The sequence below is a fragment of the Geobacillus sp. CX412 genome (genome assembly GCF_027942335.1).
Lineage (GTDB): Bacteria > Bacillota > Bacilli > Bacillales > Anoxybacillaceae > Parageobacillus_B > Parageobacillus_B toebii.
Map to the genome: position 1 here is coordinate 3,282,753 of NZ_CP103461.1, position 15,702 is coordinate 3,298,454.

Here is a 15,702-nt window from a genome sequence, read left to right on the forward strand (position 1 = left end):
AAACTAAATAAAAAATCCTTTGTTTTGACCTTGTTAGGGTGCGAAATGTGAGTTTTAAAAAATCCTTTCTTTTATTCATAGCAGCCAATTTAAACGAATCTCCTCCATTCAAGCCAATTCTTGAATATTGCTCTTCAACTAAATGGCCCATTTGTAGATAAGATGTTAGTCTAGAAATTGGACACGCCATCCTTCTCTACTTGATGCGATGGTTCTATTACTTCTGGGGATCAAAAACCTCCCTCCTTCTCTTCGTTTTGAGGAGGGAGACTTTCCGGGAAAAATATTAAACTACCTGCAGAGCCTGCCATACATCCGCTTTCAGGTCCTCGATGTGTTCGATGCCGACCGAGAATCTCACGAAATTGGACGGAATCCCAGCTGTCTTCATCTGCTCCTCGGTCATTACTCCTTCCCACATCGCCGCTGTATGTACCACAAGGGAATCGATCCCTCCCAGACTCACCGCATTAGGCGGTAGTTTCAATGCGGAAACGAACCGCTGAGTTTCTTCATACCCCCCTTTAATGGCAAAGGCAATAACCGCTCCGAACCCTTTCATCTGCCGTTTTGCCAATTCGTGTTGCGGATGGCTAGGAAGGCCAGGATAATACACACGCTCTACCTGCGGCTGCTCCTCCAAAAACTTTGCCAATGCTAAGGCGTTGGCATTAATGCGTTCCATCCGTATCGGAAGCGTGCGCAGACCGCGCAATAATAGCCATGCATCCATTGGCGAGAGGACGGAACCAATGGAAATATGCGTATGCCAAATACGCTCGGCTAACTCCTCGCTGGTGCAGATGACACCAGCTGTCAAATCATGGTGTCCACCCAAATATTTTGTCGCGCTATGAATAACGATATCAACGCCTAGATCGTGAGGACGCTGATTGATCGGAGACGCGAAGGTGTTATCAGCCACGACGATAATTCCATGCGGGCGCGCCAACTCCACCACAGCAGCTAAATCGGTCAACACCAAAGTCGGATTAGCTGGCGTTTCTACCATGATGAGCTTTGTGTTAGGCCGTATCGCTTCCGCAAAGGCGTTGATGTCCGCTTGTTCGACCAGAGTCACTTCCACACCAAATCGCGGCAACATTTCATCCATGATCTTGGCGGTGCTCATATAATGCCGTGTCTGTGCAATCACATGATCTCCTGCGCTGACCAGAGCCAAAATGGTCGTAGCAATCGCCCCCATCCCGGAGCCAGTTACCATTGCAGTTTCTGTACCTTCTAGTTCAGCCATAATCTTCGTTACACGCTCATGCACTGGATTGCCGTAACGCGTGTAATATCGAGGATGACGGGGTGTTCCCGCCATTTCCGCAAATTCACTGGAATTATGCGCACGAAACGTAGCTGTGTAATAAATTGCCGGAGCTATCGTCCCATCATTAGTTACCCAGTCATCGCCATGTACAACTAAAGTTTCGGTTCGTAGTCCTTCAAGGTTCATCTCTTCACGATGATCACGTTTGTTCATCTATTCTCTCTCCTTTACTTTTCTAGATAAGTGGCGCCGGTCTATTATTGGGCCCATATGGATCTACCTTGTAATTAACATAACCTTCATTTATTTCAGAATTTAATAGATATTATATAATTTTTCTTAAAAAAAGTAAACCCATCGTTGTAGATGGATTAAGTCAAGAGGGTGTGTGATATTCTCCCTTTCCCCTTTTTGTTTGCCATTGTGTTTTATCACTCTTCTCCTGCCTGCATCACCATCTACTTAAGCAAAAACTTATTTTGTGGTATAAGCAACGAAAGCAGGGCATTGCCCTGCTTTTGTTCACATTATTTTTTGTTTTGTATGAAATATCACTGCGTTATATAAGAATAAATGGTGTATGATAAGGTAGAAAGCGCAACTTGCCTCAACAGAGAGGAGGATTCTCATGACAGCACTTTATAAAATTCTTGTTTTTATACATATTTTTTCAGCGATATTAGGTATGGGACCGGGTTTTATTTTAATGCATGTCGTAAAACCCGCGAAAACAATGACGCAACTTAAATATGCTTACGCAATTAGACGGCAGCTGCATACCTTCACTATGATCGGAGGCACACTTTTACTTATTACAGGTTTGTTAATGGGATTTTTAAATAGAAGCTTATTTCAGATGGGCTGGTATGTGACAAGCCTTGTTCTCTTCTTAATTGCACTCGCGATGGGACCGCTTGTATTAGCGCCTAAATCAAGACCAATAAAACATTTGTTAGAAACTTATAAGGGAGAAGACATACCAGAGGAATATACGCGTTTATCCAATCAGCTTTTTCGTTATGAGCGCATAGAAAACGGTATTTTTTTAATCATTATTGCACTTATGATTCTAAAACCATTTTGAGCATGTGGTGATATGCAGAAAAATTCATAAATAGCCTTTTTCCTTCATCCGTCTATTTAGCAAAACCCGAACTCTCAAATTACCAGTCTGAACAAAAGCGGGGCATTGCCCTGCTTTTGTTCACATCATTTTTTGTTTTTATCCGCAAAGACTGCCATGGCATCGCGCATAAATTTTGCCAGGCCTTCTCCAAATTGGTCGATGTTTTTAGTGAAGCGTTCATCGTCCACGTACATTTGACCTAATCCTTTGAACGCTTCGAGCGAGTAATTGCCAAAGTTATTGTTCAAAAAGTCATACCATTCTTTAATTGCCGCTTGCGCCTCTTCTGATTCAGGCGAGCCGTGGCGAAGGGCTGCAAGTTTTTGATAGATCGAATTCATCGCTTTAGCCATAGCTTCTTGTTCATCTTTAGACATGCTCCCGATTTTAGCGTTTGCTTTATCGACCGCTTCATCTCCCCAACGTTCACGTGCTTCTTGTTCATATGGATTATGACGAAAATCAAAACCTTCAAATTTCTCTTTGTTTGTCATTTGAATTTCTCCTTTCATGTGCTGAATGGTCTTATCAATTGTCGTAATCATTTTATCGAGCCGCCTGCGTTTCTCCAGCAGCATTTTCCGCTGCAGCACCAACGCCTCATATCGGTCAAACGAAGGATTATTGATAATTTCTTTGATCTTTTTTAAAGGGAAGCCAAGCTCTTTAAAAAATAAAATTTGTTGCAATTTCTCAAGGTCATCATCTGTATAAAGGCGGTAACCAGCTTCGGTTGTCTTCTCTGGGGTTAATAGCCCGATTTCATCATAATAATGCAGTGTGCGCACACTAATGCCAACTAAATCTGCCACTTCTTTCACTCTCATTGCCATCGTTTTGGCCTCCCTTCAACATTCACTATAAAGTATCACGCAACGTGAGAGTCAACATGCGTTTTGAAAAATAAACGTATAAAATATGCATAACACCGTTCAGAGATCCGAACGGTGTAAAAAACAGCAATTTCTTCTGTTTATGTGGCTTTCTAAACAAAGCCATATGGCCTTATTTTTTTCCAACTAAAATATCTAGATCGATGGTTATTTCGGATAAATTCATGTTTAACAATGCCTCTATCTTTTCCGCTGTTGCAGACCATGATAAAGGAGTCATGCGAATCAACGGTGAAATCAGCGCTTTACTCAAAGAAACACTGTAACACAACCGAAACATGTCCACAGTTTCAAAGTTAGCATTAAATCTTCGAACTATCTTTTGATTAGAATAAGACTGCTTTTCTGGTTCATCAAAGAAAACTTCTCTTAGTTCTTTCAGATAATCACTTCGAGGAACCACTTTTATGACGATGCCGTTGTCATTCAGCAGTCTTTGGAATTCTTTAGAGTTTGCTGGCGACAGGATGTTAAGGATTACGTCAAATGTGTTGCTCTTAAAAGGGCTGTGTGCAAGATCAGCGACGCACCAAATCATGTTTGAATGATGCTTAGCTGCTACCAAAATACCCTCTTTCGCTATATCAATCCCCACTCCCAATACTTCACCGGTGGAATGAGAACTGATTTTCTGCTTGATCCTGGATAAATGCGATCCCTCTCCGCATCCTGTGTCTAGTATTTTTACCGTTTCTTCCTCTAAACGCACGTCATTTTTTATCCATTCACTAACCATCCTGTATAACGGTTCAAAAATCCACTTTCAGCAATAATCTTACGTGATTCAAATAATTCTTTATCGTACCTCGATGCGAGAGAACGAGTCATCAAATTTACATATCCCTGCTTGGCGATATCAAAAGTATGGTTGTTAGAGCAAATTAAACTTTTCAAGTCCACGATTCCCATAGGAGACGAACAAATTGGACATTGGAAAATCTTTTCAAATTTATTGATCAGTTCGGCGCATATGATTTTTTTGCTCATTTAACAATGCCCCCACCTTTTATAATAATTAGTTATTTTTGTGCTTTTTGGCTTTTGGCCAGTACGGACGTTGAACATACTGGACCATCGTATGGAAAACAATCCCCCACTGAATTTCATTCAGCAAACAAATGGCTATATTTCGGTTGACGCCGAGATTTCGAACCAAACGGGTTATTTGCGGAGGAGTAAACACTCCTTTCAACGCTTCGTACAATGGCAGTTGCGGATATTTCAAAGCATATTCAGCCAACCCTAAAAAACTGTCATGATATTTGTATGGAATGCTAAGTTTCTTTTTCCTCCGTATGATTAAGATGGCGGAATCTACCTTTGGTGGAGGGGAAAAGTTTTCACGAGAAATTTCTCTTACATATCCTAAATCAAACCACATTCGCCACTTTAAAATAAGCGGATTCGTAATGGGATAAGAAGTGAAACGCTTAGCTGCTCCTTTTTCCATCACTAACACGGCTCTTTGTAATGAATTAGCAGGTTGATGAAGAAGCATTTTCGTAATTGGCGTCGTAATAGCATATGGGATGCCAGCTACGACAATAAAAGGTTCTTTAGGAAGATGAAGCTTTAAAATATCTTGTTGAATAACTTTAATATTAGGATAAGCTTCCGCTTTTTTCTTAAGAATCTCTACAAAGCGAGGGTCATACTCTACAGCGATAACCTTTCCTGCTTTTTCTGCCACCGGAAACGTCAGTGCTCCTTTTCCCGCTCCAAGATCCTATACGGTGTCATTCAGAGCCAAATTGGCCATTTGAATTAAGTCATTAATGATCCGTTTGTTATGCAAAAGATGTTGCCCCAAAAATTAGGCCACTCTATATCTTTGCGGGTTTTGTGATTGCGTTTATTTTGTTTTTTCATACAGCCCCTCCTTTGCTTTGACAAAATAAAAAACACAGGCGATCTTCCCGTGTTTCAGCAACGGAAGATGGGCCTATATTTAAGAAGTGATTTTCAGAAGAAAACAACAACCTTTCCTTGGTTACAATCCTGGCCTTCCAATAAAGAATGGCATACTTAACTTAACCTGCCCACACGTCATAAAATAACAGCAAAAAAGCCAAATGCATGCGGTGTGGATAAAAATACGAAGAAACATTCCTTATCGAATATTGTTGAAAGAAAAACAAAAAAGGGGCAGATTCGCCCCCTATTTTTCCGCATTATTATAAAACAACAGGGTTCCTTAAAATAGGCAGACCAATCCCCTTAACTCTACACACAGGCAGAGCCTTTAAACGTATTCAATTACCCGTTCAAAGCTTGGGATCGAAGTCTGATAAATGTCACAAGGAAACCCTCCATTTTCAAAAATCGATAGTAGTATAACATAATCATTAACTTATAAACAACAGGAAAAATTCATCCCATAAAACTGTTATTAAAGCAAAAAAGGCTCATCTTTCGAATTTTAAAATCTTTTGATTCTCTCTGCTTAGCGGGCTTCCGTGAAAAAATAACAGGGAACGCATATCTCTCCCCGTAATCCGTGAAGGCTTTCATTATTGGCTCTATTACACAACCAAACACACTTATTAAGTGGATAACTGACTCCCATCTATCCAGCACTGTGAGATTGCTCTTCACGTAACCTTGCTAAAAACACACCTGGAAGTACAGTGAAAAAATCCGTTTTTTATTTCATCATTTGTTTTATGAACTCTTTATTTTGTTCTTTAAAGATTTCGTTATGTGAAGAAACCATCCCAAATGGAGCAGCCATAGGCTCAATAAACCGTTTAGCGCTATTGACCGCATTTGCTGCGTCTTGAAAAGCACCGATGATTAAATTTAACTTTCCGTCATATTTTAAAATATCACCAGCCGCATAAAGCCCGGGGACGGAGGACTCACAATTCGCATTGCCTGCAATATAATCATTATCGACCATTTTTATATCTAACTCACTATTTTCAAGTAATGATGTATCACGTTCATAACCGTGATTAACAATCACTTCATCCACCGGCAAATAGATAACTTCTCCCGTTTCATGGTTTCTCAGCTCGACACGGTCAATGATTTCATGATTCGCACTGGCGATTAATTTGGTAATCGACGTATTAAAATAACAAACGGCTGAACTATTCAATAACTGCGTTACTTGTGATTCATGACCTTTTAACTCTTCTTTTCGATAGGTTAAATACACTTTTTTGGCAATCGGCACTAATTCATTCGCCCAATCGATAGCAGAGTTGCCGCCGCCAGAAATGATCACGGTTTTATCTTTAAAGCGCTTTAATGATTTCACCGTATAATGTAAATTCGTTACCTCAAATTTTTCTGTCCCTTCTATCTCCAGTTTTTTCGGCTTTAAGATGCCACTTCCTACCGCCACAATTACTGTCTTTGAAAAATGCTGCTGTCCGGAAGCCGTCGATAACACAAAAATGCCATCATTCTGACGCTTCATGGACACTACCTTTTCATTTAATATGACCGTAGGATGAAACATTAACCCTTGTTTTACTAATTGTTTCATTAACTGTTCTCCTGTTATGGGCGCATGCCCTCCCACATCCCAAATTATTTTCTCAGGATAGACATGCAGTTTCCCACCTAACTGCGGCTGACATTCAATCAGCTTTGTCTTCATCTTCCGCAGCCCGCTGTAGAAAGCAGCGTAAAGCCCTGCTGGCCCTCCGCCAATAATCGTCACATCATACAGTTCTTCCCGTTCCATCGGCTTCACCTCACACGGCAATCATCAACGATTATCATTCTCAATAAAATATATCTCTTTTTCTCCTCCTTTACAATATGATTATTGACAATCTTAACAAATTTCTTTACATTGTATAATGTACTATATTGATAATGATTATCGTTATTAACCGTTTTTTCAAGAACAGGAGGTGAAATCCATGGTTCGCCTGTACACGAAGGATTTAAATATTGGCTATCATGAACAGTTAATTATAAAAAATTTGAACATCCAAATTCCTGATCAAAAAATTACAGCCATTATCGGACCGAATGGCTGCGGCAAATCCACCCTCTTAAAAACATTGACGCGGATTATAACTCCTCAATCAGGAACAGTCGTTTTAGATGGAAAACAAATTTTCCATGAAAATACAAAAATCCTTGCAAGAAAGATGGCGATTCTTCCCCAAACACTGGAAAGTCCAGGCGGGCTGACAGTCGGAGAACTCGTTTCCTACGGCCGCTTTCCTTACCAAAAAGGATTCGGACACTTAACGAAAAAAGATTACGAAGTCATTGATTGGGCGCTGAAAGTAACAGGGACGATCGAGTTTAAATACCGCCCTGTCGATTCGCTGTCTGGCGGGCAACGCCAGCGTGTGTGGATCGCCATGGCGCTTGCCCAAGAAACGGACATTATTTTCCTTGATGAACCGACTACCTATTTAGATATGGCCCATCAGCTTGAAGTATTGGAGCTATTGCAAAAACTGAACGTTGAACAAGGCCGGACGATCGTCATGGTTCTTCATGATTTAAACCAAGCGGCCCGTTTTGCGGATTATATTATCGCTTTGAAAGACGGAAAAATTGTGAAAGCCGGAAACGGCGACGAAGTGATGACACGTGATGTGCTCAAACAAGTATTTCATATTGATGCCGAAATCGGGCGAGACCCTCGGACGAACAAACCAATATGCCTGACATATCACTTACTGAAAGGAGAATAAAGAAATGAAAAAACTGTTGATCCCCTTCATCGTGCTGATTGTACTAGTAATGAGCGCTTGCGGCGGCAAGACAACTGAAAATAAAGACAATTCCGCCGCAAAAGAAAAGGAACCAGAAACGATTACGTATCAATCCGAAAACGGGCCAATCGAGGTTCCTGCCCATCCGAAACGTGTGGTTGTGCTGTCCTCTTTCGCCGGCCATGTGATGGCCTTAGGCGTCAATATCGTTGGTGTCGATCAATGGTCGAAAATGAACCCTCGCTTTCAAGACAAGCTGAAAAATGCCGAGGTAGTGACTGACGAAGATATCGAAAAAATCATAGAATTAAATCCAGATTTGATTATTGGGTTGTCTAACACAAAGAACGTCGATAAATTAAGCAAAATTGCTCCAACTGTCACATATACGTACGGAAAAGTTGACTACTTAACACAATTTTTAGAAATCGGCAAACTGTTAAATAAAGAAAAAGAGGCGAAAGCATGGATCGATGACTTTAAAAAACGGGCGCAACAAGCCGGAGAAGAAATAAGAGCGAAAATTGGCGAAAATGCCACTGTTTCTGTCATCGAAAACTTCGATAAACAACTTTATGTTTTTGGAAATAACTGGGGAAGAGGTACTGAAATTCTTTATCAAGAAATGAAGTTAAAAATGCCTAAAAAAGTGGAAGAAATGGCATTAAAACAAGGTTATTATGCACTGTCATTAGAAGCGCTTCCTCAGTTCGCCGGCGACTATTTAATCATTAGCAAAAATCCAGACGGCGACACTTCATTCCAGCAAACGGAAACATACAAAAACCTTCCAGCAGTAAAAAACCACCGGGTGTTTGAGGCAAATGCGAAAGAGTTCTATTTTAATGACCCGATCACACTAGAGTACCAGCTCGATTTCTTTAAAAAACATTTTTTAGGTGAGTAAACGGAAAAGACGAGGAATTCTTAAACATTAAGAATTCCTCGTTTAAGTGTTCCAAAGAAAAAAGAAAAGAGAGGATAAACATGACGGCAAAAACGGAACAGTCGATCCCGTTTATCTATAAGTTCATTGTTGCCATCTTTGCGCTTGTCGGGATGTTTTTGATCGCTATGGTGCTAGGCGCGGCAAATACGACCATCAAAGATGTCTGGCTTGCCCTCACTTCCCATGTAAAAAATGAACAAATTTTAATTATTCGCGAGCTTCGCCTGCCACGTGAAATTGCTGCGGTATTTGTCGGAGCCGCATTAGCCACTTCCGGTGCGATTATGCAAGGGATCACGAGAAACCCGCTTGCTGATCCTGGCCTGCTTGGATTAACAGCCGGCGCCAATGCAGCATTGGCCATTACAATGGCTTCATTCCCTCGGCCAATTATTTTAGCATCACGATTGCCTGTTTTATCGGGGCAGCTGTCGGATCGATGATGGTTTTCAGCATTGGCGCGATGAAAAAAGAAGGCTTTTCACCACTTCGAATGGTGCTAGCCGGCGCTGCTGTTTCCACATTCTTATACGCAATCTCAGAAGGAGTCGGCATTTACTTTAAAATTTCAAAAGATGTGTCGATGTGGACGGCAGGAGGATTTATCGGAACTTCATGGCGTCAGATTCAAGTCATTGTTCCCTTTATTGCAATCGGCATGCTTATTTCGCTTTTTTTCTCAAGACAGCTGACCATTCTTAGCCTCAATGAAGAAGTGGCAGTCGGGTTAGGCCAAAAAACGACGCAAATAAAAACGATCCTATTCTTTGCCATTATCCTGCTCACTGGCGCTTCGGTGGCGCTTGCCGGAAATATGACGTTCATCGGTTTAATGGTGCCGCATATTGTTCGGGCAATGGTGGGAACGGATTACCGTTTTATCCTGCCAATGTCAGCGATTTTAGGAGCGACTTTGACGCTTTTGGCTGATACACTTGGCCGGACGATCAACGCACCGTATGAAACGCCAGTGGCGGCAATCGTTGCGATCATGGGCCTGCCTTTCTTCCTGTTTATTGTTCATAAAGGGGGGAAAACACTCTCATGATTCAATCAGCGTTAATCAAAAAACAACGGCGGATTCTCGTTATTTTACTGATATTGATCATGGCAACAATCGTGATCGGGATGGGAACAGGTTATTCCTCCCTATCTTATGACCGGCTGATTCCCGTCCTTTTCGGCCAAGGTACGTTTAAAGAAGAATTTATTTTATTTTCCATCCGCCTGCCGCGGATTGTGATCACACTGCTGGCCGGGATGGCCCTCGCGTTGTCAGGCGCTATTTTGCAAGGAATCACTCGGAACGATTTAGCGGATCCCGGCATTTTAGGCATTAATTCTGGCGCCGGCGTTGGAGTGGCGGTGTTCTTTTTGTTTTTCCCTATACAGTCGAATTCCTTTGCTTACTTGATTCCGCTTATCGCCTTTATTAGCGCTTTACTGACGGCGTGTTTCATTTATTTGCTATCATATAACCGAAACGCAGGATTTCAGCCAGTAAGGTTGGTGCTTATCGGAGTTGGATTTTCCATGGCGCTTTCTGGGGCCATGATTGTGCTCATTTCCTCTGCCGAACGGACAAAAGTAGATTTTATCGCCAAATGGCTGGCCGGAAATATATGGGGTGATGATTGGCCGTTTATATTAGCCATTCTTCCATGGTTAATTGTCCTGATACCATTGACATTATACAAAGCAAACCGGTTGAATATATTAGAATTAAATGAACCGATGGCAATCGGAGTCGGATTAGAAATTCAAAAAGAGCGCATTTTATTGATGATCACTGCTGTTGCGCTAGCCGCTACCGCCGTTTCCGTCACCGGAGGAATTGCATTTATCGGCCTAATGGCTCCGCATATCGCAAAAGCATTAATAGGACCGAGAAACCAACTATTTATCCCGATCGCAATTCTGATGGGCGGATGGCTTTTATTATTCGCTGACACCATCGGGCGCAATATAGCAGACGGTATTCCAACAGGCATCATCGTTTCTTTAATCGGCGCGCCATATTTTATTTATTTATTACTGAGAAAATAATGTTCTGCCATAGCAATCAGCGGCATCTTGTTTGACATCCGTCCTGTCCAACCGTCACATTGCAATATAAACGCACACCATCATGAATATAGGGCCAAAAAATACAGGCAATCTTTGGTTAACCATCAGAAGAATATTTCGGCTGTCGGAGACAGTAACTTTGGCTTTACGACCAAAACCGAACAACGATCCGCTGAACGAATATGAATCAGCTAAGAAGCGGTGTTGTTCGGTCGCCGGCATCCGGGAAAAGGACTTAAACTTTTCATATGGATAAATACTTGGTTACATTTTTTTATAAAAATATCCCCTGATATTATCCCTCTTGTGTAGACAGTGTAGAAAAAGGACACACTGCTATACAGGAGGGATTTTTTTGGATAAATCAAATGCAAAATACAAAAGCTATAGTTTTGAATTTAAATTACGTACAGTCATAATGTAAATGATGTTCAGCTAGTTCTTGATACCTTAGACGAAGCAATAAAAAAACGGGATGTGAATGGAACCATTTTACACAGTGACCAAGGGTTCCAGTACACATCCCATGAATACCACGCAGCTCTTCAACAACATGGTATCATTCCAAGTATGTCTAGAAAAGCAAACTGTTTAGACAATGCTTGTATAGAAAACTTTTTTAGCCATCTAAAAACAGAATGTATATATCTTGGGGAATTTCACTCCATGGATGACCTAGAAGCAGCTGTTCATAAATATATCGAGTTTTATAATAATAGGCGCATTCAAAAGAAACTCACATATCTTAGCCCTGTACAATACAGAAAGAAGGTATGTGCATAACACAAGGAATCACGGATGACTAGAATAGCTCCTCCATCAGCTTGTCTACCAATTAGTTGATGGGCTGTCAGTGTCAAGTGATTTCCTTGACACTGACAAAGCCCAATCAACTATGATGGATGAAGCTAATGAGAGGGTCTTTTTAAACACTGTCTACTTGACAGGGATATGTCCACATACCAAGAGGGCTTTTTTCTTTCAAGTCCCCGAAAACCTTTCTAACAGGAATGCTCCTTAAATGATTATTTTCTATATTTTATGAAATATGGCTTTAAAAATAAATATTTTTTATAAGCGAATGGCTCTGTGTCCTTTGTTAATCAAAAGACTTCTCCTTAAAGCATTTTTTACAAAGGCTGTGTTAAATAATTGCAAATATTTGCTACAATATACAAATGGGAGGTGTTGAATTTGAATAATAAAAATATAGGTTTTGTTTTCGTGTTACTTGGTTTTGTTTTCTTAATGTTATCGTTAACTCTTACCTTGCCTACCCCTATATGGAGTGTATTGATTGGAATAAGTATAATTTCAAACATTATAGGAACTGCAATTTTAATTCGCTTTATAAAAACTTCGCAAAAAGTATAAGATAGTTTTTAAAGCGACCTTTCTTAGTATGGTCGCTTTTACTTTTTTAAATTAATCAACAGTATTGATTAACAGAGCCAAAAAATAAATACTCAAATCGTCGCCCTAAAAATTTTAATTAATCAAAATCGAGTATACAACTTTTTTGTCACTCAACATCATCTCCCACCTACACTCTGTTTTAGAGGTGGGAGACTTCTCGGTAAATATGTTAAAAGGATGAAGCAGGCGGAAAAAGCCTGCTTCATCCCATACATGCAGTGGTTTTCATATCCGTTCCCTTCGCAACCGCTTATAACTGGCTTATACGTTGGGAGTCCCCAAATTACCCCCCGTAATAAAATCCGGTTTCCTTGAGTGTCAGCGGATCGCCTTCCCGATGCACACCCGCATTGATTACTTCGCCTACATAAATATAGTGATCGCCTTTTTCTACTTTTTCAACAACTTTGCATTCAAAGAAACTGAGCGCATCTTTAAAAATCGGGCATCCTGTTTCTTCAGTATAGAATTCGTACCCTGCCAGCTTATTTCCTTCCGGTTCTAAAGATTTAAAGAAAGCGGTGACCATATCCTTTTGGCCTGTTTCTAAAATATTGACGCTAAATACGCCGCTTTTGGCAATTTGCTCTTGGGAACGGGTGCCTACTTTCACTGCAACCGCTACCAATGGAGGATTAAAAGACGTTTGTGTCAGCCAGTTTCCCGCAAAAGCATTGGCAGCGCCATTTTCATCTTTTGTGCCGACAATGTATAAACCGTATGTAATTCCGCGTAAAGCCGTTTTTTTCGCCTTGGCATCCATGTATGGAACTCCTCCTTCCGTAAAAATCGCGTTTTTCAGTTGTGTAAATGTTCTTATTTTCCATTTTATTCAAACTAATAATATATGTCCAGCTTTTTATTTTTAGGAGACAAGGGAAATTTCACAACTTAGAATACAGCGGCCGAACACAAGTTTTCAAGAAAACGACAGATGGCATAATCCTTTATTGGAAAAGAGAATGGAAGGATATTCCTTAAAAAAGAGGGTGTCCCAAAAGCAGAAAATGGGACACCCTCTTTAAAAGACCCAGTATACAACTTTTTTGTCACTTAACAAATACGAGACGCGTATTTCTATCTTTTATTCGACCGTCACGCTCTTTGCTAAGTTGCGTGGTTTGTCGACATCGCAACCGCGGTGCAGTGCCGCGTAGTAGGCGATGAGCTGCAACGGCACGACGGAAACGAGCGGCGTGAGCATTGGATGAACCGCTGGAATGATGTAACGGTCTTCGTCTGTTTCCAAGCCTCTCATCGAAATGATGCAAGGGTTGGCGCCGCGGGCAACAACTTCTTTAACGTTGCCGCGAATGCTTAAGTTGACATGCTCTTGTGTCGCCAAGGCGATTACTGGGGTGCCGTTTTCGATAAGAGCGATCGTACCGTGCTTCAATTCTCCGCCAGCGAATCCTTCTGCTTGAATGTAAGAAATCTCTTTTAATTTTAACGCGCCTTCCAAGCATACATAATAGTCAACAGTGCGGCCGATGAAGAAACAGTTGCGCGTTGTTGATAAATACTCGAGAGCGATTTTTTCCATTTCTTCTTTTGCATCGCACAACATTTCCATTACGTTGGCGATAATACCAAGCTCTTTTTTCAAGTCAAAGTCAAGCGCAATGCCTTTTGCTTTCGCCGCAGCTGTCGCTAAAATCGCAAGCACAGCGATTTGGGCCGTATATGCTTTTGTTGATGCAACAGCGATTTCCGGGCCGGCATGAAGCAATAACGTATAATCCGCCTCACGGGAAAGAGTAGAACCTGGTACGTTCGTAATCGTAATCGCTTTGTAGCCAAGTTCTTTCGTTTGGACAAGCACCGCACGGCTGTCCGCTGTTTCCCCGCTTTGAGAAATGTAAATGAATAGCGGTTTTTCAGACAACAGCGGCATATTGTACGAAAACTCGCTTGCGACATGTACCTCAACAGGGATTTTCGCCCATTTCTCGATCAATTGTTTTCCGACTAACCCCGCGTGATAACTTGTACCACAAGCGATAATATATAAACGATCCGCATTGATCACTTCTTTGACTATTTCTGGATCAATCGTAAGCTGACCATTTTCGTCTTGATATTTTTGAATAATGCGGCGCATGACAAACGGTTGTTCATCTATTTCTTTTAACATGTAATGCGGATATGTTCCTTTCTCAATATCGCTTGCGTCTAGCTCCGCTGTATATGGAGCGCGCTCAATAATGTCACCGTTTAAGTTTTTAATTGTAATGCTTTCTCTTGTCACAATGACCATTTCTTTATCCATAAGCTCGACAAATTGTTTTGTCACTTGCAGCATCGCCATCGCGTCGCTCGACACAACATTGAAACCATTGCCGAGTCCGACAAGCAACGGGCTTTTATTTTTTGCGACATAAATAACTTCTTGATTTTCCGCATCAATCATTGCGATGGCATAAGAACCTTTCAACAATGTTAATGTTTTGCGGAACGCTTCTTCGACAGAAAGACCGTCGTTTACAAATTTTTCAACAAGCTGCACGATAATTTCCGTATCCGTATCGCTCTTTAACGCCACATCTTGTAAATACTCCTGTTTAAGAAGCGCGTAGTTTTCAATGACCCGTTGTGCACCAGCGTAAAACGGCCAGAAGCACTTTGGTGCGGGTGCGCATTGATGCGGCTCGGAGCACCATGTGTTGCCCAGCGTGTATGGCCGATTCCAAGAGTACCGCTCACGTTAGGATCAACGACAGCCCGCAAATCAGCGATCCGACCTTTTTTTTTAAAAAGTTGAACTCCTTCATCGTTTAATACCGCAATACCTGCAGAGTCATACCCGCGATACTCTAATTTTTCTAATCCGCGCAATAAAATTTCCTTCGCGTCATGTTGACCGATGTAACCGACAATTCCACACATAGATCCGTATCCTCCTTAATATTCAGGAAGACTGTCGCACAAAGGAATTCCTCTATTATTTTTTTGTCAAGGAACGTTGTCAGGTGTCTGACCCCTTTTGCGCGGACAGACTCCCCATTTCCGTATTTTTGCGATTATATCCTTCCCTTTGTCCAAAGAGTCACCTCTTTGTTTTAAGAAAGGACTTGCGGTTGTAATCGCAGCAACCGGGAGGCATCCGCCGAAACCTCGATAAACCTCCTCCTCGTCAACTAAGCGTTTTTCCGTCCACGCTTAGTCCAGGCGCTTTTTAAAAAATGCAAATGAAAAACCTCTACCCACCTTTCTTTTTAGAATAACAACAAAATAATATTACAGTACGTCTTTAAAAGCGTCAACTGTTAGAATTATTTCATAAA

The 15,702-nt window shown here is 41.2% G+C and carries 9 protein-coding genes and 4 pseudogenes; 6 read left to right on the plus strand and 7 right to left on the minus strand.

Translation table 11 applies throughout. From position 1 onward, the window contains the following. Nucleotides 1-286: 286 nt before the first annotated feature. Complete coding sequence (locus tag NXM86_RS17090; RefSeq protein WP_374718981.1) at nt 287-1,492, minus strand: trans-sulfuration enzyme family protein; 1,206 nt, start codon at nt 1,490-1,492, stop codon at nt 287-289. A 415-nt stretch (nt 1,493-1,907) separates the two neighbouring features. Here NXM86_RS17090 and NXM86_RS17095 point away from each other — a divergent pair, with 415 nt between their 5' ends. After that, complete coding sequence (locus tag NXM86_RS17095; protein WP_374718982.1) at nt 1,908-2,363, plus strand: DUF2269 family protein; 456 nt, start codon at nt 1,908-1,910, stop codon at nt 2,361-2,363. Between the two features lie 125 nt (nt 2,364-2,488). On the opposite strand, the gene NXM86_RS17100 is transcribed toward NXM86_RS17095, so the two are convergent. From NXM86_RS17100 to NXM86_RS17115, 4 genes and pseudogenes are all read right to left on the minus strand, one after another. Beyond that, nucleotides 2,489-3,238: a MerR family transcriptional regulator gene (locus tag NXM86_RS17100; RefSeq protein WP_498958373.1), complete on the minus strand. Its 750-nt coding sequence runs from the start codon at nt 3,236-3,238 to the stop codon at nt 2,489-2,491. Nucleotides 3,239-3,410: 172 nt separating this feature from the next. Then, nucleotides 3,411-4,285 (minus strand): annotated as a pseudogene (locus NXM86_RS17105) (putative RNA methyltransferase). A 28-nt stretch (nt 4,286-4,313) separates the two neighbouring features. Then, a pseudogene (gene erm, locus NXM86_RS17110) lies at nt 4,314-5,167 on the minus strand (23S ribosomal RNA methyltransferase Erm). Nucleotides 5,168-5,942: 775 nt separating this feature from the next. Next, nucleotides 5,943-6,992 carry an NAD(P)/FAD-dependent oxidoreductase gene (locus NXM86_RS17115; RefSeq protein ID WP_081189346.1) on the minus strand — a complete coding sequence of 350 codons (1,050 nt, stop codon included), beginning with the start codon at nt 6,990-6,992 and terminating at the stop codon, nt 5,943-5,945. Nucleotides 6,993-7,173: 181 nt separating this feature from the next. Between NXM86_RS17115 and NXM86_RS17120 the strand changes: the two genes are divergently transcribed. From NXM86_RS17120 to NXM86_RS17140, 5 genes and pseudogenes are all read left to right on the plus strand, one after another. Next, a complete protein-coding gene (locus NXM86_RS17120; protein WP_081189345.1) occupies nt 7,174-7,965 on the plus strand; it encodes an ABC transporter ATP-binding protein in 792 nt (263 codons plus the stop codon). A 4-nt stretch (nt 7,966-7,969) separates the two neighbouring features. Further along, nucleotides 7,970-8,893, plus strand: coding sequence for an iron-hydroxamate ABC transporter substrate-binding protein (locus tag NXM86_RS17125; RefSeq protein WP_013399854.1), 924 nt, complete (start codon nt 7,970-7,972; stop codon nt 8,891-8,893). Between the two features lie 80 nt (nt 8,894-8,973). Next, a pseudogene (locus NXM86_RS17130) lies at nt 8,974-9,983 on the plus strand (FecCD family ABC transporter permease). Next, nucleotides 9,980-10,981: a FecCD family ABC transporter permease gene (locus tag NXM86_RS17135; RefSeq protein ID WP_081189343.1), complete on the plus strand. Its 1,002-nt coding sequence runs from the start codon at nt 9,980-9,982 to the stop codon at nt 10,979-10,981. The pseudogene NXM86_RS17130 and the gene NXM86_RS17135 overlap by 4 nt, the downstream one beginning before the upstream one ends. Before the next feature lie 498 nt (nt 10,982-11,479). Further along, on the plus strand, nt 11,480-11,785 hold the full coding sequence (locus tag NXM86_RS17140; protein ID WP_498958376.1) for a transposase: 306 nt from the start codon (nt 11,480-11,482) through the stop codon (nt 11,783-11,785). A gap of 916 nt (nt 11,786-12,701) precedes the next feature. On the opposite strand, the gene NXM86_RS17145 is transcribed toward NXM86_RS17140, so the two are convergent. Next, a complete protein-coding gene (locus tag NXM86_RS17145; protein WP_003247648.1) occupies nt 12,702-13,181 on the minus strand; it encodes a flavin reductase family protein in 480 nt (159 codons plus the stop codon). A gap of 321 nt (nt 13,182-13,502) precedes the next feature. Continuing rightward, nucleotides 13,503-15,304, minus strand: a pseudogene (gene glmS / locus NXM86_RS17150) (glutamine--fructose-6-phosphate transaminase (isomerizing)). Nucleotides 15,305-15,702: the final 398 nt, after the last annotated feature.

Bases quoted from the DNA above. Each gene is read 5' to 3' on its own strand.
- NXM86_RS17090 (WP_374718981.1), bottom strand. From the start codon at position 1,492: ATGAACAAACGTGATCATCGTGAAGAGATGAACCTTGAAGGACTACGA.
- NXM86_RS17095 (WP_374718982.1), top strand. From the start codon at position 1,908: ATGACAGCACTTTATAAAATTCTTGTTTTTATACATATTTTTTCAGCG.
- NXM86_RS17100 (WP_498958373.1), bottom strand. From the start codon at position 3,238: ATGGCAATGAGAGTGAAAGAAGTGGCAGATTTAGTTGGCATTAGTGTG.
- NXM86_RS17115 (WP_081189346.1), bottom strand. From the start codon at position 6,992: ATGGAACGGGAAGAACTGTATGATGTGACGATTATTGGCGGAGGGCCA.
- NXM86_RS17120 (WP_081189345.1), top strand. From the start codon at position 7,174: ATGGTTCGCCTGTACACGAAGGATTTAAATATTGGCTATCATGAACAG.
- NXM86_RS17125 (WP_013399854.1), top strand. From the start codon at position 7,970: ATGAAAAAACTGTTGATCCCCTTCATCGTGCTGATTGTACTAGTAATG.
- NXM86_RS17135 (WP_081189343.1), top strand. From the start codon at position 9,980: ATGATTCAATCAGCGTTAATCAAAAAACAACGGCGGATTCTCGTTATT.
- NXM86_RS17145 (WP_003247648.1), bottom strand. From the start codon at position 13,181: ATGGATGCCAAGGCGAAAAAAACGGCTTTACGCGGAATTACATACGGT.